Below are 18,380 nucleotides of genomic sequence, written 5' to 3'. Positions count from 1 at the left end.
TTGCGCCATGCTGTTGAATGGGATGTTTTGGCAGTAACAAGCATAATGCTCTAGCTATAACCCAATTGGATCAGGCCGGATTCAGCATTAATAACCCATGACCATTCGTGTAATGCACAGGTATTTGGTGTTGACGGCGGAGGGAGAACAAATCAAATACTCATCAAGACAAAAACCCCCGACAAGTTGAAATAATCAGGGGTCGGGGGCATTTTCAAAGATTGAGGTCACTGTCAAAATTATTCAATTTTATCATTATGCATCCTATCTCTTGCACCGCCAGTACCAAGCCAAATAAACAAACCAGCAAAAACAAGTTGCTTTAGGATATATAAATAAAATATCAATGATCCCTCTAATTCTTTATTCCCCTTTGTCTCAACGTAGCCATTGTCAAAAGCCTCGTAAACAGTCCATAAAAATAACGAAACAATAAAAAACATGAGCAATCGAAATACTAGCAAGAACTTCTTTTCTAGATATACATGAATTAATAAATCATCTTTCATAAAAAGCCTTTATAAAAACTACTGATTAATCTTTTAGATAATCGTCTTTTAAGGTATCGGAAACACTCTGACTTGTAGCTTCAGCCGCTACATCTATGACTCTTTCTACTACTTTTCCTTTAAAACCCAAAGTACCAACCACCTCTCCAGCAGCAGTCACTCCATTTTCAGCAGCCTTTCCCGCAGCATAACCAGCCCCCTCTACGAGAGTTGCTTCATTAGATTTTTTTGTTAAATCCTGATCTGATGTGAAATCAATGCTATCAGCTACAACAGATGCTGTCGCTGACACAACACTTAGTGGAATAGCTGCCTGCGCCTGACCTGTTGCAATTGCTACAACAGATAACGTATCTGCGTGCAGGCTCATTGCCTTAAAGCTTGCCTGAGCTTTATGTTCTTCTGCAAAAATAGCTGCTCGTACAGATTGGGGAGTTTGCTGAGAAGAAGATGCTAACGCATTCATTTGACTCATTCTGGGGATAACACCATTTTTTCCGTCCGGATCGATGTACTTATACGGATTATTATTCGCATACGCATACCGATTAAACGAATGCACCGGATTCTTCGCAACATACCCCACCGGATCATTCCCATAAAACCTACCCAGCACTGGATCATAATACCGCGCCTGCATGTAGGTTAAACCCAAATCCGAGTCATGCTTATGGCCAGTATAGCCAACATCATCCTGTTGGGTTTCCAGGGTCTCACCAAAGGGTTTGTAATGGAAACGTTTGGTGATTTGCCCTGCGCTATTCGATTCAGCAACTACCGAACCTAAATGATCCGTGTGCACATAGCTTGTGGTGGTGTTATCCACCTTGGCTATGAGGCTGTTACCCAGATAAATGTAGTTTTGATTAACGCCATTTGTTTTTTGGGTATGAAGAAAGGTGCCCGCTTTGGCGTAGGTGAAATATTCTGTGCCTTGTACGACACTAGTTGAAACAAGCGGGATTCACTATCAACCCACCCGTGATCACCATCGATATGCAAGGCTGTTTGGTGTTGACGGCGGAGTGATGCACGGGGGTTTGGTATTGACGACAGAGGGATAACTCAACATCACAATCATAAAAGCAAAACCCCGGGCAGTGAACTGACCGGGACTTGGAATAATTTTTCAATTTCAGGAAAAAATAGTTATTTCGGCAACCAATAAATAAGCCATCCATATCCAAATGGCTATATACAAAAATAAAATAAAATAAAAACCAGCTACACCTTCACTTTTTCGTACAGTCATTGCTTCACCATAAGTTGAATGAAGAACTCCTGTTTTTATTCCAGCAAAGATAGCTCTACCAAAAAAAATTAATGCGGCAAAAATGACAATATTAAAAATCATGCGCTAACACTCCGAATCCGTATGACAAACTATTTTGACTGATACTGATTCTTCAATAGTATCTTGTACTCCTTGTTTTACCCTTTCGCTAGTCACAGAGGTCGACTCTGTTTTTCCTACCATAAACGTGTTGCCTTTTAAAGAATTAACCGGAAGACCTGGATTTCCTGCTGTCTTAACTGTAGCAAATGCAGTGGCAGGTTTTGCCGCAGCACCAGAAGCTATGTTAATCGCCAAATCTTTTGCGCTGAAGTTATCGGTAGTCATAGCCTAGGCAATACCCGAAATTACCCCGCCAGCTGCTGCGCCAATTACGATATGTGCAAACTCACCATCGGGATCATTATATTTATATGAATTGTTATTAACGTAAGTGTATCGACTAAATGAATGAACCGGACTCTTGGCAACATACCCCACCGGATCATTCCCATAAAACCTACCCAGCACTGGATCATAATACCGCGCCTGCATGTAGGTTAAACCCAAATCCGCGTCATGCTTGTGGTGCTGTTATCCATCTTGGCTATGAGGCTGTTACCCAGATGGATTGGGGTTTGATTAACACAATTAATTGTCAGCTATACAGTAGCTACCGAATGAAATTGAAGATAATACCGCCTACACAAATACAGTAATCAATCCACCTTACCTGATGCGTTATAACGCAGGTCACGCGGCACGTTGATGTTGCGGGGGTATGTCGGTCTTTCGCCTTTGCCTTTGCGGTAGTTGCGCAACTGGAATACGTAGGCAAGTACCTGGGCGACGGCGAGGTAGAGGCCGGAGGGAATTTCTTGATCCACTTCGGTGGTGTAAAAAATGGCGCGCGCTAATACCGGTGATTGGATAATTTCAATATTGTTGGCTTTGGCGATTTCGCGGATTTTTAAGGCGACGTGATCACCGCCCTTGGCAATCATTAGCGGTGTTTCCATAGTTTCCGGATCGTATTTTAATGCAACAGAAAAGTGCTCCGGGTTGGTGATGATAACGTCTGCTTGCGGTACGTTAGTCATCATGCGGCGCTGGGCCATTTCGCGTTGCAATTGACGAATGCGGCCTTTTACTTCGGGTTTGCCGTCAGTGTCTTTGGATTCGTCTTTTTGATCTTGCCGCGACATTTTTAATTTTTTGTTGTATTCAAAAATTTGTAGCGGCACATCAATCGCGGCAATAACAATTGTGGTAGCGCAGAGTGCGATAGTGGCAAGCATTGATATTTCCAACGAGTGAACAATCGCACTGTGAACACTCTCGTCAACCAAGCGAAAAATATCCTGCGCAAAAAATTGGATAATAAAAATGGTGCCACCCAAAATCACCAACACTTTCGCCAGGGCTTTCAACAATTCAATCAGCGACTTCACCGAAAACATGCGTTTAATGCCGGCGATTGGGTCCATACGGTTTAGTTTTGGCTCCATGGCTTTAGTGCTGTAGTTCCAACCACCCAAAGCAATAGGGCCAACAATAGAGGCGATAAGCAAGATAATCATTAAGGGGGCAATACTAAATAACCCATCGTAAATAGCCGCTACAAAATGGGCAATCATGGCATTGGGGTCATAGATAGCAGCACGCGTTAGTGTGAAATTTTCACGCGTGATACCAATAATTTTTTTTCCCATGAATTCAGCAAACACATACAGGCCAATGGCTGCCAGCATCAGTACCGCTGTGGTGGTAAGGTCACGCGATCGGGGAACCTGGCCCTCTTCCCGTGCCTTTTCAAGTTTTCGGGCACTGGCCTCTTCCGTTTTTTCCTGGCTGCTGTCGTCGTCTTCGGCCATCAGTCGCTCCTATTCGCCCGCTATGGGGTATCTAAGGGGTTGTCACCAAAGTACGCAGCACACCTATACCCTCTTCCATAATTTCAAAATACACCGGCAGGAAGTTGGCGAGGGTAAACCACATGAGAATAAAACCCAGCAATAGGGTAATGGGGAAACCGACTGTAAATACGTTCATTTGGGGCGCTGAGCGGCTCATTACACCAAACGACATATTCACAATTAATAGTGAAGTAAATAACGGCAAGGTAATAACCAGGGCTGCACTAAACAACCATGAGCCCATGCCTGCAATAGTGGCAAAGTGCCCTGAATTTAAACCCGCACCACCAATGGGAAAAGTCGCAAAACTATCGACCATTAATTGCAGCACCACCAAATGCCCGTTGACGCTTAAAAACAATAAGGTGGAGATAAGCAAATAAAATTGCGACAAAATGGTCACGCTCACGCCACTGGCCGGGTCATTCATGGCCGCAAAACCCAAACCCATTTTCATTGCAATGAATTGACCTGCGAGCACAAACACATGCATGACTACTTGCAAACAAAAACCCAATGCAAGGCCGATTAGTACCTCTTGAATTATCAGCATAAACCCTTCTGCCGACAAAAAAGATATCACCGGCGCAGGCGGCAAAACCGGCACCAAAATAATGACCGTAAATAGCGACAGGATAATACGCACACGCGCCGGAACCGTGCGGGCGCCAATAACCGGAACCGCGAAATAAAAAGCACTCACACGCAACAGCGGCCAAATGTATTGGCCAATAAACTGCATGAGCTGCGCGTCGCTGATTACCAATTCTTGCATAGGTTGCCGGTGCTGAAAGGAGCAGCGCTAGCCGATAAGGCTGGGAACGCTGGAAAACAAACGGTTAAATAGATCCATGAATTTATTTAACAGCCACGGGCCAGCAATCATTAACGTGATGATAGTAACGATCAAGCGTGGCAAAAAACTCAGGGTTTGTTCGTTAATTTGCGTGGCTGCCTGAAACATACTTACCACCAAACCCACAATCAGGCCGGGACCGATAATGACCAGTAGCATAAGAATGGTTAAATAAAATGCCTCGGCAAATAAATCCATCACGACTTCGGGGGTTAACATAAATCCTCCGTCATATACCGTAGCTAGCGGCGAGAGTGCCAACAATCATGGCCCAGCCATCTACCAACACAAAAAGCATAATTTTAAATGGCAATGAAATAATCAAGGGCGATAGCATCATCATACCCATGGCCATGAGCACACTGGCCACCACTATATCAATCACCAAAAAGGGAATAAAAATAATAAAGCCAATTTGAAACGCCGTTTTTAATTCACTAATGATGAATGCCGGCACCAAAATACTAAAGGGCGTCTCCTCTGGTGTCGCAATGGGAGGATGTTTGGCAATACCCATAAACAATGAAATATCTGACTCGCGAGTTTGCTCGATCATAAAAGCGTGAAAAGGCGCTGCCGTTTTTGCCAGCGCTTCTTGTGCACCGATTTGCTGATTGATGTAAGGCTGGAGCGCATCCTGATTCACTTTATTGAATACTGGTTGCATGATGAACAGCGTTAAAAATAACGCCAGCCCAATCAGGATTTGATTGGAGGGCGACTGCTGCAAACCTAGCGCCTGTCGCAAAATAGAAAACACAATAATAATGCGCGTGAACGAGGTCATCATCATGAGTAGCGCTGGCAAAAAAGTCAGCGCCGTCATAATCGCAAGAATTTGCAAGGTCACTGTGTATTCTTGCGAGCCATTGGGATTGGTTTTTACCGTAAGCGCAGGCAAACCCGGAATAGCAGGCAAACTGCCAACATTACTTGGTGACACCTGGGACATTGGCAAGCTGCCAGCACCGGGGTCAGTCACATTAGGGGTATTGGTTTGTGCCGTCACAATAGATGCCGACAACAACACAACCACACTGAAGACTAACTGCATTAGCGTTGTTAAATATTTATTCCAGTAATTAGCCATAACTCTTACCTTACACCGGAATTATCGTTATTGTTTTCGCCCGCAGCGCCCGGTTTTTGCTGCAAAATCGACATGAGTTTGCGACTAAAATCCGAAGTGCGATCATCCTTTTCAGTGAAAACCGCTGGTTCTTTAAAGCTATGCAGTGTCGTAATACTGGTCGCGGTAATGCCTAGCAATAATTGTTGGCCAGCGGCATCCACCAACACTATGCGCTCACGTGTTCCCAAGGGCATAGCTGCAATAATTTTGATGTGTTGGTTTTGGGAAAAACCCACATGCCCAAAACGTTTTACAAACCAGGAAATGGCGAAAATCAACCCGATAATGCCAAACAGCGCCACAGTCACACTCAGCAAATGACGACCGCCGCCAACACTGGTGGCAGTCACAGGCGAGGTAGAGTTTGTCGTTGCCTGCGCTCTTGCTGGAGCCGCTACAGGGCTTGTTGCCGATGAATTGGTGACAGATGAATTTGCGACAGCTGAAGTTGCTGTTGTGGAATCTGGCGTTGTGGATGCAGCGACCTGTTGTTCACCCGAGTGAGCTTGACTGCTTGAGGTGCTATCGGCATACGCGGCGAGTGCAAAGCAGCACAGCCCCGCACACAAGATTCGCGTTAACATTTTTACCGGTGCGGGGATCATGGCATTTCCTAACGCAGTTTTTTAATACGCTCAGCAGGGCTAATAACATCCGTCATACGAATGCCGAACTTTTCATTCACTACCACTACTTCACCATGAGCAATCAAAGTGCCATTAACCAATACGTCCAATGGTTCACCCGCAAGGCGATCCAGCTCAATCACCGAGCCTTGGTTGAGCTGCAATAAATTGCGAATGGTAATGGAGGTGCGCCCTACTTCCATGGAAATAGAAACGGGAATATCCAGAATCACATCCAGATCCGGGCTGCCCGGTGTTTGCTTAATTGCTTCACTTTTCAATTCATCAAATGAAACAGCGTTGGCCATTGCCTCATCCACTTCAGCCTGCTCGGCCATCGCTGCGGCCCAATCGTCTGCCATTGAATCTTGATCGATATCATCACTTGCCATTTTTATCACCTTTTGTCGCGTGGCTTTCGCCTTTCATATTTGCGATTTGTTCCGCTTTAGTGCCAGTAATATTGTAGGCACTACTGCGATCAATAAATTCTTTGATTTTTAATGCCAGAAAACCATTGGATTGCCCGAGCTGGGTTCTGAACATGGGAACGCCATTGGCGGTGAGTACGTGGTAATCGGGGAATTCAACCGGAATAATATCGCCCTCTTTTAAATCCACTATGTCGCGCAGGGTAATATCGCGGCGAACTATGTCGCATTCCAAATCGACCTTGGCAGAGAGTACATCTTCACGCAGGGCTTTCTCCCAGCGTTCATCGTGCTCGTCACTGTCGCTTTGCAAACCGGCATCCAATACTTCACGGATGGGTTCAATCATGGAGTAAGGCACGGTGATGTGCATTTCACCCCCACCGCCATCCAATTCAATATGAAAGGTACTGACCACCACTACTTCACTGGGGCTAACAATGTTGGCAAGCGATGGGTTTACTTCTGAATGCACGTATTCAAACGAAATAGGAAACACTGCCTTCCAGGCTTCGGTTAAATCCACAAACGCCTGATTCAACACCATTTGTACAACGCGCAATTCGGTGGGCGTAAATTCGCGACCTTCAATTTTGGCGTGGCGACCATCACCACCAAAAAAGTTATCCACCAATTTAAATACCAAACGTGCATCCAAAATAATCAGTGCAGTGCCGCGCAGCGGACGAAACTTCACCATATTCAAGCTGGTGGGCACGTAAAGCGTGTGCACGTATTCGCCGAATTTTTGGATTTGTACACCGCCCACCGACACATCGGCAGTGCGGCGCAGTAAGTTAAACATGCTGATGCGCGTGTAACGGGCAAAGCGCTCGTTAATCATTTCCAGCGTGGGCATACGCCCGCGCACAATACGATCCTGACTGGTCAGGTCATAGGTTTTTACCGTACCCGGCTCAACGTCCGATTCGGTATCTATATCGCCGTCATCAACGCCATGGAGGAGCGCATCGATTTCGTCTTGCGAGAGTAAATCTTGCACGGCGGATTCCTTATTGCATTACAAAATTGGTAAATAAAACTTGTTCGATATTCGCAGTCGTTAAACCTTCCTCAACACCGCTGGCCACCAATGCGTCCTGCTCTTTTTTTAACAAGGTTTGGATCACGGTCAGCGCTTCTGTTTTTGCCTGCTCTTTGCCTTCGGGCGTCTGCAAGCTATTAAAGTCTTTGCTGCTGAGCAACATCACTAGGGCATTGCGAATAGCTGGCATGTGTAATTGCAACAGACTGTCCAACAAGGGATCGCGATGCATAAGGGTTATTGATGCCTGCAGGTAGCGCTGGCGACCATCAACGGAATAATTGATAACAAAGTTGGGAGCCAACTCTACATACACGGCTGGTGCCAATGTGGCATGGGACTCGGCAGTTTCGGCTGGCGCTTCAGCAGGAGGTGCCAACATTTTCAGCGCGACAACCGTGCCACCCACAGAGAGCGCCACCAAGGCAACGCCCACACCAATCATCATTAGGAGTTTTTTCTTCTTTGGGGCTGCTTCGGCGTTAGCGCCGGCATCATTTGCTTTTTTGGGGGCCTGAGCCATGTCAAAACTCCGTCACTTGCTGGGCTAATAGCGGGCTTAAAGGGGGTTGAGCAATACTTATGCCAGTATCGCCCTACCAGTATAGCCTTAGGAAGCTTAGCAGCGGATGGAAGCTTTGCGAAAGAGAATGGAATGAGCCTTGTGAAGTTTGATTGGTGGATCAGGCGTAGTGATCCACCAAACGATTGGACATAACAATCTGACTGGCGGTGGGAGTCAGCTCTTCGTTATCCAGAGTGACAGTGCCTTTACGTGCGGTTTCGTCGCGCTCCTGATCCTGCTGCGAAAAAGATTTATCCGACACATCAACATTACCCAAATTCAACCCCTGTTCGGAAAACATCTCACGCAGGCGTTGTAATTGTTGATCCAGGGCATCGCGTACCGCGGGGTGCGGGCTTACAAAGCTGACGTTCACTTGCTCCTGGTTAACGCTCACTCTGACTTGCATTGGCCCCAGCTCTGGCGGGTCCAGACGGATTTCTGCGGCACTGACATTTTGCGCTGCGAGCCACAAAACCCGCTCACCCACACCCTGCCCCCATTGCGGTTGCCCCATAGGTACAGGCACACCGGTTTGCACAACAAACCCACGTGCAGTGGGTGATTGGGCCTCGGCCAAACGACTCAGGGTTTCGATTGCTGGCGCCGTAGCAGACAAGGTTTTAGGCAGTTCTGCTACAGGAGCAGGTTTATCCAAGGAACTGGCGCTCGCCTCTGCCAATTTAGCCATCACCGTTTTGGCATTTAGCAGAAGTAGATCCGGGTTATCGCCAATGTCACTGTCAGCCAACAATTCATCGCCAGCTGCCGCTTCCGGTGCCAAAGCTAGCTCTCCTTCAAAAGCCAACTCCCCTTCAATGGCTGGTTCCGGCAGCACTGCACCGGCCGCAATGCCTTGCAGTGGATTCAAACCCAGTGCGCTATTTATTGCTGCACTCGCAGTAGCTGAGCCTGCTAATGCATTGGGCACACCAGAGCCTGCTAATGCATTGGGCACACCAGAAGGAGCGATCACCCCATTGGTAGACTCGGGAACTAACAAGGCTGCCAGCTCTTGCCCGGATAAACCATCCAGATTGAGTTCAGTGCTTGGCTCAGCAATGGATGCAAGTTCAGTAGTTGGTATCAGGTTCAGATCGGTGACAAGCTGACTTGCCGCATCAGCCACCAATCCATTGACAAGCGCCCCCTCGTTCAACGGCAGATTTTGATCTTGAGGCAATAACACATCCAGGCTAACCAGGGGTTGGAGGAGTGATTGCTGTTCCAGCGGTGAATCTGTCGAGCCTTCTTTTTCGGTGGAGCCGACTGCCGATGCATCACCGCCCTTGCCTTGCTCTGCGTAAACATTGTCATCTGCTGAGGTGTTTGACTCCTCTTGTACAGGCGAATCTTTTATCGATGTTTTATCTGCAGCTGGCCGATGCTTATGTTGTTCCGCCGGTTGGGTTTCCGGTTTTGAATCGCGCGCCTTTTCCGGGCGATTGCTGCTGGTTGGCCGGGAATCAGCTCGTGGAATTTCTTTGCGTGCTTGGGTAACCGCAGTATCACTCTGGGGCTGTGCTTTTTGAGTGGGACGAGCGGCAACTTTTGGCCGTACCTGTGCCATAGCGTTTTGAAAACCTTCAGCCGCTTGGTTGGATGCTTGTTGCTTGGTATTTTTTTTAGGCGCAGGGCTGGTTTTGCCTGCAGCGAATAAACTATCCAAAAGGTTGCTGCTATTCATCGATCACTCCTGAGCTGACCGCGGCAACGCTTTGCCGCTCGATCAACAAAATGGTTCTATTCAGGCAGTGATTTGCAAGGGAGGTGCCAAAGTGGCTAGGCGAGAGTACGAAGTAATTCCTGAACCTGGGCGAATTCTTGTTCTATGTCTAACAAATCCTGGTCCAACTGCTCCAGGTTATTCGTCATGGCTTTCTTTTCCAGAGAATGACAAAGCGCCGTCAGGCGCAAGGCGCCGATATTGCTGCTACTCCCTTTAAAACTGTGGGCGGCTCTGCGAATAGGGTCGGCCTCTGTGCCGCCAACCACTTCACGCAGTTTCACAATACGATCATTGGAATCCTGAATGAATGTATCGATCAATAAACCAAAATCCTCCTCCATTACCTGGCGCAGTGTATTAAGGGTTTCGTAGTCCAGATGTTCCATGATTGTGTCGCTCACTGGTATAGGTTAGTCATTGCCTGGCTAATCATCACTCACCCAGGAGAATTCAACTTCAACAATATTGCCGACTCCCAGGTAAGTTACCCTACCACAAAGTTTCTCCACCAATGCAATGCCACGGCCGCTGTAACCAAAGGTTGATAAGGTGTTCTCACTGCGCCCGCTGTGATCAAAACCATCGCCGCTGTCCTCAATACGCACTTTGAGTAAGCCGCCATTTTCATTGGTCTTGTGGTTGATATAAATGCGCACAAACCCGTCAGTGACGTTATTGATCCGCTCCTCGCGCAAACGATAATAATCGGCAAAACCCTCAGCCGTGGACTTGAGGTCTGAATCCAGCTTTAACACACCGTGATCCAGCGCATTGGTATAAAGCTCGGCAAGGATGGTGTAAAGCGTACTGCTAAAGGCGCGCAAACTGGGCACTTCCATCAACACATTCAGCAACATGGGGAGCGGGTCAAACACTTTAAAACTGGTTGGTTTCACCTCAAAGCGCATAGCCCATTCAATTTCCGAGTTGCCATATTTATCACTGGCATGCAGGGCAAATTCATTCACTCGTGCCGGCTCATCCATGCGAATTTCCAGCAGCGAGAGATCGTCGTCCTTTTCACTGCTACCAACAAATTGTTGTACGTTTTCGATAATTTCCTTGAACAAATTGTCCGGTTCCTGATTCTTGTCAAAAACAGCCTTCAGTCGCTCTTCGCCAAACATATCGCCGGCGGCATTACGCGCTTCATGAATACCATCTGACCAGGCAAAAATACGATCCTCTTTTTCCAAATCAAAATATTCACAATTGTCTTTAAACGCGCGATTGGAAAGCACCCCCAATGGCAAATGGGTGGACTTTACTGCGCTGATACGGCGGTCTTTATGATGATAAATAAAACAGTCCGGCAGGCCGCCGTTCCAGATTTTGAGGTGTTTCTTGCGGAAGTTGATATCCATCATAGTGGCGCAGCAAAAAATTCCCACCGGCAGGGTATTTTTTAGCTTTGCATTTATTTCGCGCAGGATATCGGTCATGGAAAACCCTTTTGGCACCATACCGTAAAAGGTAGATGCCAAGGGCATAGCACCTATGGCCGCGGGCAAACCGTGACCGGTGAAATCGCCCAGCAATACCATCATGCTGCCGGAGGGGCGCATGGCGGCGACCAATACATCGCCATTAAATACCGCAAGGGAGGATAAAAAATACCGGACGTTGCCCGCATTCAAACAACCGCTGTGGGCAACATTATCAAACACATGTTTGGCGACGGTTTGCTCCTGCAACAGGCGATTGTTGTACTGCACAATTTGATCGCGCTGGGTGAGCATGGTGCTGTGTATTTCGCGCATGCGGTTGAAGGATTTGATCTTGGCTTGCAGTATCACCCGGTTATAGGGTTTGGAGAGAAAATCATCGCCGCCGGCATCCAGGCATTGCACCAGCGATTCGGTGTCCGACAGGGAAGTCAGAAAAATAATCGGAACCAGTTCATCACCGGCCAGTTCTTTTATTTTGCGGGCAGCGCCAAAACCATCCAGTTCCGGCATTAGTGCATCAAGCAACACCAAATCCGGTTTTTCGGCGGCATAGACAGCAATAGCTTCAACACCATTGCGCGCCGATACCACTGTGTGGCCCTCTTTGCGCACAATACTTTCAAGAATCAGGCGGTCTGTATCCGTATCGTCTGCAACCAGAATTTTAAGGCGGCGCATATCATTCATAGAATCGCATCCATACATCGGATAAGCCGCCCGCAACGGCAGCTAATAACACTACTGGATATCAAACAGCTGTTCGAAATTGGATATCAGAAGGATCTTTTTAACATCGGGAGCACAGTTAACTATTTGGATATTGGACTGCTCGCCGCCAGCATAGTCGCGCAACAGTAGCAACATACCCAGCGCCGAACTATCCAGATAAGAAGTCCCCTGCAAATCTACACGGTAGTGAATGGGCGCTTGCGCCAGTTTTTCATAAGCGCTGCGAAATTCCTGATGGGAGCTGAAATCGAAGCGACCCTGGATGTATATAGTGACTTGATTGCCATCAGGGGATACTGTTGACGTGATCGCCATGTCTTACCTCTTCAAAAAACGTCCGGATATTTCCACCAACACAACCCGGTAGCGCTCGCGGCTCTGGGTATTGCGCTTGCCAAGGATTGCACATGCTAAGGATAGACCATAAAACAAAGCACCAAGGCTAATTTGATTTTTCACTACCAAAGTTTAATTATTCATTGCAGCTGTTGGCAAAGCCCTGTCTGGTCAGGCTATCCCCCAATTATCAGGCTATCCCCGATTAGTTGGTATCGCGCTGGCGTAACAATTGTTGCGCGCTCAACTCATCCAGTTCTTTTTGCAGGCGCTTATCCGCAATCAGCTCGTCCTCATGTTGCAAACGCACAATCAACTCCTCGATGGATTTACGCTTTTGGTGTTTGACTCGCCACTGCTGTTGGAGCGAATCCAAGAGCTTGGTCATACGCGCCACCTTGGCTTCCTGCTCGGTACAGGCTTCATTCAAGCGGTGGATAAAGCTGCTGTAATTGATCAGTTCATGCGCCAATATGCCCTCGCGCAGTGCGCCCTGGGCATGTAAATATTGTGTCGCATAATCCCGCAACTCCACCAATTGGCGCTGCTCCTGGGCGAGCTGTTCGCGGAACTGGCTTAATTTGTTGGCAGCCTCATCCTCCTGCTTTTGCGCCAGGGTTAAGACCACCTGCATACGTTTTGCGCGGGATTCAGCCATAGTGCTTCACTTGCATTAGCGGGGGCGATGTTGCGCTGCCAAGGGGCTGGTGCCCTTGGCGTTGGCCGGTGGTTTGAGCAGTGCTTTGAGGTTGGCAATGGACTCTGGCATATGCACCCCCTGCCGAATACCCTGCTGAATAAACGCGCGCAAATGCGGGAAGCGTTCAATGGCCATGTCGGTATCCGGATCGGCGCCGGGGGTATAGGCGCCGATGGCGATCAAATCGCGGTTTTGTTGATAGCGCGCCAGTAGCTGTTTGAAACGCTGCATCATTTTCAGGTGTTCATCATCCACTATGTTCTGCATGGCGCGGCTGATGGAGGCTTCCACATCAATCGCAGGGTAAACCCCCTCCTCCGCCAAGCGGCGCGAGAGGACGACATGGCCGTCCAGAATCGCCCGCGCCGAGTCAGCAATCGGGTCTTGCAGATCGTCGCCTTCAGTGAGCACCGTGTAAAACGCGGTGATGGAACCTTCCCCTTGGGCCGCATTACCGGCGCGCTCCACCAACTGGGGAATCTTGGCAAATACCGAAGGCGGATAACCTTTGGTGGCTGGCGGTTCACCAATTGCCAGCGCAATCTCGCGCTGGGCTTGGGCAAAACGGGTGAGTGAATCCATCAGCAATAGAACGTTCAGCCCCTGATCGCGGTAGTACTCGGCGATACGGCTGGAAAGCTGGGAGGCACGCAGGCGCATAAGCGGCGCATCATCCGCAGGCGATGCGACCACCACCGCGCGGCGCAAGCCCTCTTCGCCAAGGATATGGTCGATAAATTCTTTTACCTCGCGGCCACGTTCCCCTACCAGCCCCACCACCACTACATCAGCTGTGGTGAAGCGGGTCATCATGCCCATGAGTACACTTTTACCTACACCGGAACCTGCCATCAGCCCCAAGCGTTGGCCGCGCCCCACAGTAATCAGCGCATTGATGGCGCGCACACCGACATCCAGCGGTTCACTGATGGGGTGGCGCTGCAGGGGGTTGATTTCACGGGGGTTAAAATCCAGAAACTCATCGCCAATTAACGGGCCTTTGCCATCCAGCGGCTGACCAATTCCGTTAACCACGCGCCCCAAGAGTTGCGGGCCAATGCGCATGCCCATTTGGGTGGCCACTGGGACAACGCGGGCGCCGGGTTGCAAGCCCTCTACCCGCTTGATGGGCATGAGAAACACCTTGTCGCCGGAGAAACCCACCACTTCCGCCTCGATACGGCGGTTGTCGTTGTTGATGATTTCGCACTGGCGCCCCACCGACACATTCAAACCAACAGCTTCCAAGGTCAACCCCACCGCGCGGGTGATGCGGCCCTCGGCCTGGGGTTCAATACTGGTAATTTTACGCGGGGCGTAACTGCGCAAGCGGGATTGGATGGAACGGCGTTCGGCCATGATTAAGCCTCGTTGCCGGGTTCAAGTGGGGAGTGATCGCCAAGCTGATTGCCAACAGCATCCTCGTCCCCTGCTTCATCACCGGCCGCCAGCTGTTTGGTAACAAATTGCTCCAGCAGCGTTTGCAAACGGGTGGATACCGAAAAATCTACCCGGCTTTCGGGCGTTTCTATGCGACAGCCGCCGGGCAGCAATTCACTATCGCCAAAAAACTGCCAATTCAGTTGCTGTTCGGCGGCGTAGGTTTCCACAGCGGCCAAATCGTCAGGGTTTAAACAGACACGAATATTTTTGCTACCAATAGGCAGTGCGGCGACCGCGCTTTTGACCAGCGCCAGTATGTGGGAGGAGTCGGTGAGCAGTTCGCGCTGCACCACGCTCTGGGTCAGGGTACAAATTACATCCAATAACAGCTGCTCGGTGTCATCGTCCTGGCTGTTAAGTGGCTCCAGCAAAGCGTTGGCCAAGCGCTGGAAACGCTGCTGCTCGGCCACCAATTGTGCGCGCATTTCCATTAAACCCTGCTGACGCCCTGCCTCAAAACCTTCGGTATTACCCTTGGCAAAACCCTCTTTGTGGCCCTGCTCAAAACCGTCTTTTTCTGCGGCATCAAAAATGGCCTGCATTTCCTCGGCGGTCATGCCCACTTGTGGCGGAGCTTCTTCCGCTATTTCTACGGTTTCGATGGTTTCCTGCTCGCGGCGCAATAACCGCTCACGGCGTTCGCGCGCCTCTTTCTCGGCGGAGGACAGCACCCGGCCGTTATCCGATACCGGTGGCAATACCCAGGTAGTGACTTGGGTTACATCTTCCGCGGCAATGCGATTAGGTAGGCTGTTATCCGACATGCTGATTCCCGGGTCTGGTGTGGGTGGCGTTTTGGTAAATGGTCAGGCCAAGGTGCCCTTTCTTGAGGTCGCCCAAAGCCTGATATGCCCATTACACCATTTGATCGCCACCACCGCCCAACATAATTTCGCCTGCATCGGCCATACGGCGCGCGGTAATAAGGATTTCCTTCTGCGCCGCTTCCACATCGGCCAAGCGCATGGGCGGTTTGGTTTCCAAATCGTCGCGCAGCAATTCGGCGGCGCGCTTGGACATATTTTTGAAGATTTTTTCCTTGAGTTCGTCGTCGGCGCCCTTGAGTGCCACCACCAACACATCGGAAGACACTTCGCGCAGCAGCGCCTGAATACCGCGGTCGTCCACGTCTTTGAGGTTGTCGAACACAAACATAAGGTCTTGGATCTGGTTGCCCATGTCCTCGTCGATCTCTTTGATGCCTTCCATCAATTCGGCTTCGATAGAGCCATCGAGGTTGTTCATAATCTCCGCCGCCACCTTGTAACCGCCCATGGCTTTGGTTTGTGAGGCCGCATTGCCGGAGAATTGTTTTTCCAGAATATCGTTCAATTCCTGCAGCGCACTGGGCTGCACTGTATCCAGCGAGGCCACGCGCATCATAATGTCGAGGCGCACTTTTTCAGGGAAGTAAGTCAGGATCTCGGCGGACTGATCGGCCTCAAGGTAGGCGATCACAATCGCCTGAATTTGCGGGTGTTCGTTGCGGATCATATCGGCGACCGAGCGCGCGTCCATCCACTTCAAGGTGTCCAATCCGGTGGTATTGCCACCAATCAGGATTCGGTCGATCAAGCTGTTGGCTTTGTCCTCGCCCAAGGCGGTGACTAGCATTTTGCGAATGTAATTGTCAGCACCTACACCGAGGCCAGTCAGGGTACGCACTTCATCCAGAAAGTTGGCGAGCACCAATTGCACTTCGGACTGCTGCACGTTTTGCAGCTGGGTCATGGCGCCGCCAATGCGCTGCACTTCTTTTGGCCCCATGTGCTTGAGAATCTCGGCAGCATCGGCCTCGCCCAAGGACATCAGCAGGATTGCCGCTTGATCCACATAGCGCAGCTTGAGTTTGGCCTTCTCGACCGCTTTATCGTTTGCATCAGTCATCGCGGTTTATCCACTTTTTAACCACCTGGGCAACGCGGCCCGGGTCGTCGGCTATCAAGCCTTTAATTGCGTTAATTTGCTCTTCGTAACCCTGCTCCGGCCCCGGCAACATGAGCGCGTGACCGCCGGTCAGGGTAACGGTTTCGTCAGACATACCGTCCAACCCGGCAGCACCCGCTGCCTCCAGCGCCGCCAACTGACGCGCCTCTTCCTCTTCTGCAATCGCACCGCCCTGTTTGGCGAGGCTTTTAAACATAGGGCGCAGCAAACCAAATACGATCAACAAAATCACCAATACACTGGCGATGTATTTGATATTGGGGATTATCCACTCCTGCCACCAAGGCACAGCGTCCATACCCGCCATAGGATCAACCGCGCGGTTGGCAAAAGGTGAGTTCAACACGTTCACACTGTCGCCACGCACTGCGCTGAAACCTACCGCGTCACGTACCAGTATAGACAAGCGCTCCAATTCGGCCTCAGTCCAGGGCACCAGAGTCTCGACGCCCTCGGCGTTTTTAACAATCTTATCGTCAACCACCACGGCAACCGTCAAACGTTTGAGGGTGCCCTGCTGATGTTTGGTGTAACTCACGGTGCGATCCAACTCGTAGTTACGTGTCGCTTGTTCGCGGTTATTGGTGGGGGTGGCAGGTGCAACCGGCTGGCCAGTAGCAGGATCAATTTGCTCCGGCGCTTCGGCAGTACCCGGGGGTTGATTGGTGAGCGCGCCGGGAATTCCCGCCGCCAGGTCGCCAGCACGACGGGTTTCGTTCAGGGTCTGTTCGGAGCGAATCGCCGGCAAGTCAGGGTTAAAGGTTTCGGCCGCTTGCTCCACCGCGGTGAAGTCCACATCGGCACTTACCTCTGCGCGGAATTTTCCACCGCCCACTACCGGCTCCAAAATGCCGTTAATGCGGCGGATGATGCTGCTCTCCACTTCTTTGGAGTATTGATGTTGCTTGGCCGCCATCAATAAATCTGCACTTTCTTCACCGGTCGATAACAAATTGCCGTGCTGATCCACCAGGGTCACATCCGCCATTTTCATCCCGGGTACTGAGGAGGCGACCAGATTCATAATCGCTTTAACCTGCGCGGCATCCACGGTTCTGCCCGCAAATACTTCCACAAACACCGAGGCAGTAGGGTTAGCGGTGTCGCGCACAAAAACGGTTTTTTTCGGGATCGCCAAATGCACCCGCGCGCTGCGAATACTGTTAATGCTGGTAATGGTGCGCGCCAACTCGCCTTCAATACTGCGCTGGTAGCGTGTACTTTCAATAAATTGACTGGTGCCCAGAGGCTGTTCTTTATCCATCAGCTCAAAACCTTGCACAGGGCTTGAGGGCAGACCAAATTCCGCCAGTTTTAAACGCGCCATATGCACATCATCGGCGGCGACTAAAATTGCACCACTGCTGGGGTCCACTTTAAATTGAATTTGGTTTTGCTCCAGCACATCTACCACATTAGCCGCGTCCAAATTATCCATGCGGCCGTAAAGTGGACGATAGTCGTCGCCTTGCATCCACATCACTATGGCAAAACCAATCGCTACACTGGCAGCCAGGGTGACCATCAAACCAATTTGACGCAGCAAATTTAAATTGCTGAGCCCCTCTAAAAAGTCGCCACCCAAGCGTGACTGCGCGGGCGCTTTTTCAGAATTAGGTGCGGCGGATGTGGCCATAATTATTTACCTTGTGAAAAACCTATTCAGTGGACTGCAGAAATTTGTGTGATTAGACC

The 18,380-nt window shown here is 49.8% G+C and carries 21 protein-coding genes and 1 pseudogene; all 22 read right to left on the bottom strand.

Annotation, left to right across the window (positions count from 1 at the left end):
- Positions 1 to 239: 239 nt before the first annotated feature.
- Positions 240 to 509: a hypothetical protein gene (locus tag ACFODX_RS07460; RefSeq protein ID WP_378117636.1), complete on the bottom strand. Its 270-nt coding sequence runs from the start codon at positions 507 to 509 to the stop codon at positions 240 to 242.
- Between the two features lie 25 nt (positions 510 to 534).
- On the bottom strand, positions 535 to 1,335 hold the full coding sequence (locus ACFODX_RS07455; protein WP_378117634.1) for an RHS repeat-associated core domain-containing protein: 801 nt from the start codon (positions 1,333 to 1,335) through the stop codon (positions 535 to 537).
- Between the two features lie 309 nt (positions 1,336 to 1,644).
- Entirely contained in the window at positions 1,645 to 1,863 is a 219-nt protein-coding gene (locus tag ACFODX_RS07450) for a hypothetical protein (protein ID WP_378117632.1), read from the bottom strand.
- A gap of 3 nt (positions 1,864 to 1,866) precedes the next feature.
- Positions 1,867 to 2,130, bottom strand: coding sequence for a hypothetical protein (locus tag ACFODX_RS07445; protein ID WP_378117630.1), 264 nt, complete (start codon positions 2,128 to 2,130; stop codon positions 1,867 to 1,869).
- A 3-nt stretch (positions 2,131 to 2,133) separates the two neighbouring features.
- A pseudogene (locus ACFODX_RS07440) lies at positions 2,134 to 2,358 on the bottom strand (RHS repeat-associated core domain-containing protein); the annotation flags it as partial.
- 143 nt (positions 2,359 to 2,501) lie between these two features.
- Entirely contained in the window at positions 2,502 to 3,656 is a 1,155-nt protein-coding gene (flhB, locus tag ACFODX_RS07435; RefSeq protein ID WP_378117628.1) for a flagellar biosynthesis protein FlhB, read from the bottom strand.
- Between the two features lie 31 nt (positions 3,657 to 3,687).
- The gene (fliR, locus tag ACFODX_RS07430) at positions 3,688 to 4,473 is read right to left on the bottom strand and encodes a flagellar biosynthetic protein FliR (RefSeq protein ID WP_378117626.1); all 786 of its coding nucleotides are present in this window, start codon (positions 4,471 to 4,473) and stop codon (positions 3,688 to 3,690) included.
- A gap of 27 nt (positions 4,474 to 4,500) precedes the next feature.
- Positions 4,501 to 4,773, bottom strand: a complete 273-nt coding sequence (fliQ, locus tag ACFODX_RS07425; RefSeq protein WP_040391667.1) for a flagellar biosynthesis protein FliQ — start codon at positions 4,771 to 4,773, stop codon at positions 4,501 to 4,503.
- 10 nt (positions 4,774 to 4,783) lie between these two features.
- A complete protein-coding gene (gene fliP / locus ACFODX_RS07420; protein ID WP_324259400.1) occupies positions 4,784 to 5,506 on the bottom strand; it encodes a flagellar type III secretion system pore protein FliP in 723 nt (240 codons plus the stop codon).
- Between the two features lie 143 nt (positions 5,507 to 5,649).
- The gene (gene fliO / locus ACFODX_RS07415) at positions 5,650 to 6,291 is read right to left on the bottom strand and encodes a flagellar biosynthetic protein FliO (protein WP_378117624.1); all 642 of its coding nucleotides are present in this window, start codon (positions 6,289 to 6,291) and stop codon (positions 5,650 to 5,652) included.
- Positions 6,292 to 6,299: 8 nt separating this feature from the next.
- Positions 6,300 to 6,704: a flagellar motor switch protein FliN gene (fliN, locus tag ACFODX_RS07410; protein ID WP_378117622.1), complete on the bottom strand. Its 405-nt coding sequence runs from the start codon at positions 6,702 to 6,704 to the stop codon at positions 6,300 to 6,302.
- Positions 6,694 to 7,746, bottom strand: a complete 1,053-nt coding sequence (gene fliM, locus ACFODX_RS07405) for a flagellar motor switch protein FliM (protein WP_378117620.1) — start codon at positions 7,744 to 7,746, stop codon at positions 6,694 to 6,696. Before fliM ends, fliN begins: the two co-directional genes overlap by 11 nt.
- A gap of 10 nt (positions 7,747 to 7,756) precedes the next feature.
- The gene (locus ACFODX_RS07400; RefSeq protein ID WP_378117618.1) at positions 7,757 to 8,311 is read right to left on the bottom strand and encodes a flagellar basal body-associated FliL family protein; all 555 of its coding nucleotides are present in this window, start codon (positions 8,309 to 8,311) and stop codon (positions 7,757 to 7,759) included.
- 160 nt (positions 8,312 to 8,471) lie between these two features.
- Positions 8,472 to 10,040: a flagellar hook-length control protein FliK gene (locus tag ACFODX_RS07395; RefSeq protein ID WP_378117616.1), complete on the bottom strand. Its 1,569-nt coding sequence runs from the start codon at positions 10,038 to 10,040 to the stop codon at positions 8,472 to 8,474.
- A 95-nt stretch (positions 10,041 to 10,135) separates the two neighbouring features.
- Complete coding sequence (locus tag ACFODX_RS07390; protein WP_378117614.1) at positions 10,136 to 10,468, bottom strand: Hpt domain-containing protein; 333 nt, start codon at positions 10,466 to 10,468, stop codon at positions 10,136 to 10,138.
- A 39-nt stretch (positions 10,469 to 10,507) separates the two neighbouring features.
- Positions 10,508 to 12,217: an ATP-binding SpoIIE family protein phosphatase gene (locus ACFODX_RS07385; protein ID WP_378117612.1), complete on the bottom strand. Its 1,710-nt coding sequence runs from the start codon at positions 12,215 to 12,217 to the stop codon at positions 10,508 to 10,510.
- A gap of 51 nt (positions 12,218 to 12,268) precedes the next feature.
- A complete protein-coding gene (locus ACFODX_RS07380; RefSeq protein ID WP_324259260.1) occupies positions 12,269 to 12,574 on the bottom strand; it encodes an STAS domain-containing protein in 306 nt (101 codons plus the stop codon).
- Between the two features lie 226 nt (positions 12,575 to 12,800).
- Positions 12,801 to 13,253 carry a flagellar export protein FliJ gene (gene fliJ / locus ACFODX_RS07375; RefSeq protein WP_378117609.1) on the bottom strand — a complete coding sequence of 151 codons (453 nt, stop codon included), beginning with the start codon at positions 13,251 to 13,253 and terminating at the stop codon, positions 12,801 to 12,803.
- Positions 13,254 to 13,268: 15 nt separating this feature from the next.
- Positions 13,269 to 14,654: a flagellar protein export ATPase FliI gene (gene fliI, locus ACFODX_RS07370; RefSeq protein ID WP_378117607.1), complete on the bottom strand. Its 1,386-nt coding sequence runs from the start codon at positions 14,652 to 14,654 to the stop codon at positions 13,269 to 13,271.
- Between the two features lie 2 nt (positions 14,655 to 14,656).
- Positions 14,657 to 15,502: a flagellar assembly protein FliH gene (locus ACFODX_RS07365; protein ID WP_378117605.1), complete on the bottom strand. Its 846-nt coding sequence runs from the start codon at positions 15,500 to 15,502 to the stop codon at positions 14,657 to 14,659.
- Between the two features lie 91 nt (positions 15,503 to 15,593).
- On the bottom strand, positions 15,594 to 16,625 hold the full coding sequence (gene fliG, locus ACFODX_RS07360; RefSeq protein ID WP_378117603.1) for a flagellar motor switch protein FliG: 1,032 nt from the start codon (positions 16,623 to 16,625) through the stop codon (positions 15,594 to 15,596).
- Complete coding sequence (gene fliF, locus ACFODX_RS07355) at positions 16,618 to 18,321, bottom strand: flagellar basal-body MS-ring/collar protein FliF (protein ID WP_378117601.1); 1,704 nt, start codon at positions 18,319 to 18,321, stop codon at positions 16,618 to 16,620. Before fliF ends, fliG begins: the two co-directional genes overlap by 8 nt.
- Positions 18,322 to 18,380 lie beyond the last annotated feature (59 nt).

The sequence above is a fragment of the Cellvibrio fontiphilus genome (assembly GCF_042646205.1).
Taxonomy (GTDB): Bacteria; Pseudomonadota; Gammaproteobacteria; order Pseudomonadales; family Cellvibrionaceae; genus Cellvibrio; species Cellvibrio fontiphilus_A.
The sequence above is the reverse complement of the archived record's forward strand: the minus strand, read 5'-3'. Positions and strand labels throughout refer to the sequence as shown.

Excerpts from the sequence above, each read along its gene's own strand:
- ACFODX_RS07385 (WP_378117612.1), bottom strand. The coding sequence starts at position 12,217 with ATGAATGATATGCGCCGCCTTAAAATTCTGGTTGCAGACGATACGGAT.
- ACFODX_RS07450 (WP_378117632.1), bottom strand. The coding sequence starts at position 1,863 with ATGATTTTTAATATTGTCATTTTTGCCGCATTAATTTTTTTTGGTAGA.
- ACFODX_RS07460 (WP_378117636.1), bottom strand. The coding sequence starts at position 509 with ATGAAAGATGATTTATTAATTCATGTATATCTAGAAAAGAAGTTCTTG.
- ACFODX_RS07400 (WP_378117618.1), bottom strand. The coding sequence starts at position 8,311 with ATGGCTCAGGCCCCCAAAAAAGCAAATGATGCCGGCGCTAACGCCGAA.
- ACFODX_RS07365 (WP_378117605.1), bottom strand. The coding sequence starts at position 15,502 with ATGTCGGATAACAGCCTACCTAATCGCATTGCCGCGGAAGATGTAACC.
- fliJ (WP_378117609.1), bottom strand. The coding sequence starts at position 13,253 with ATGGCTGAATCCCGCGCAAAACGTATGCAGGTGGTCTTAACCCTGGCG.
- fliQ (WP_040391667.1), bottom strand. The coding sequence starts at position 4,773 with ATGTTAACCCCCGAAGTCGTGATGGATTTATTTGCCGAGGCATTTTAT.
- fliR (WP_378117626.1), bottom strand. The coding sequence starts at position 4,473 with ATGCAAGAATTGGTAATCAGCGACGCGCAGCTCATGCAGTTTATTGGC.
- ACFODX_RS07395 (WP_378117616.1), bottom strand. The coding sequence starts at position 10,040 with ATGAATAGCAGCAACCTTTTGGATAGTTTATTCGCTGCAGGCAAAACC.
- fliO (WP_378117624.1), bottom strand. The coding sequence starts at position 6,291 with ATGATCCCCGCACCGGTAAAAATGTTAACGCGAATCTTGTGTGCGGGG.
- ACFODX_RS07380 (WP_324259260.1), bottom strand. The coding sequence starts at position 12,574 with ATGGCGATCACGTCAACAGTATCCCCTGATGGCAATCAAGTCACTATA.
- flhB (WP_378117628.1), bottom strand. The coding sequence starts at position 3,656 with ATGGCCGAAGACGACGACAGCAGCCAGGAAAAAACGGAAGAGGCCAGT.
- fliI (WP_378117607.1), bottom strand. The coding sequence starts at position 14,654 with ATGGCCGAACGCCGTTCCATCCAATCCCGCTTGCGCAGTTACGCCCCG.
- fliP (WP_324259400.1), bottom strand. The coding sequence starts at position 5,506 with ATGTCCCAGGTGTCACCAAGTAATGTTGGCAGTTTGCCTGCTATTCCG.
- ACFODX_RS07390 (WP_378117614.1), bottom strand. The coding sequence starts at position 10,468 with ATGGAACATCTGGACTACGAAACCCTTAATACACTGCGCCAGGTAATG.
- fliF (WP_378117601.1), bottom strand. The coding sequence starts at position 18,321 with ATGGCCACATCCGCCGCACCTAATTCTGAAAAAGCGCCCGCGCAGTCA.
- fliG (WP_378117603.1), bottom strand. The coding sequence starts at position 16,625 with ATGACTGATGCAAACGATAAAGCGGTCGAGAAGGCCAAACTCAAGCTG.
- ACFODX_RS07445 (WP_378117630.1), bottom strand. The coding sequence starts at position 2,130 with ATGACTACCGATAACTTCAGCGCAAAAGATTTGGCGATTAACATAGCT.
- fliN (WP_378117622.1), bottom strand. The coding sequence starts at position 6,704 with ATGGCAAGTGATGATATCGATCAAGATTCAATGGCAGACGATTGGGCC.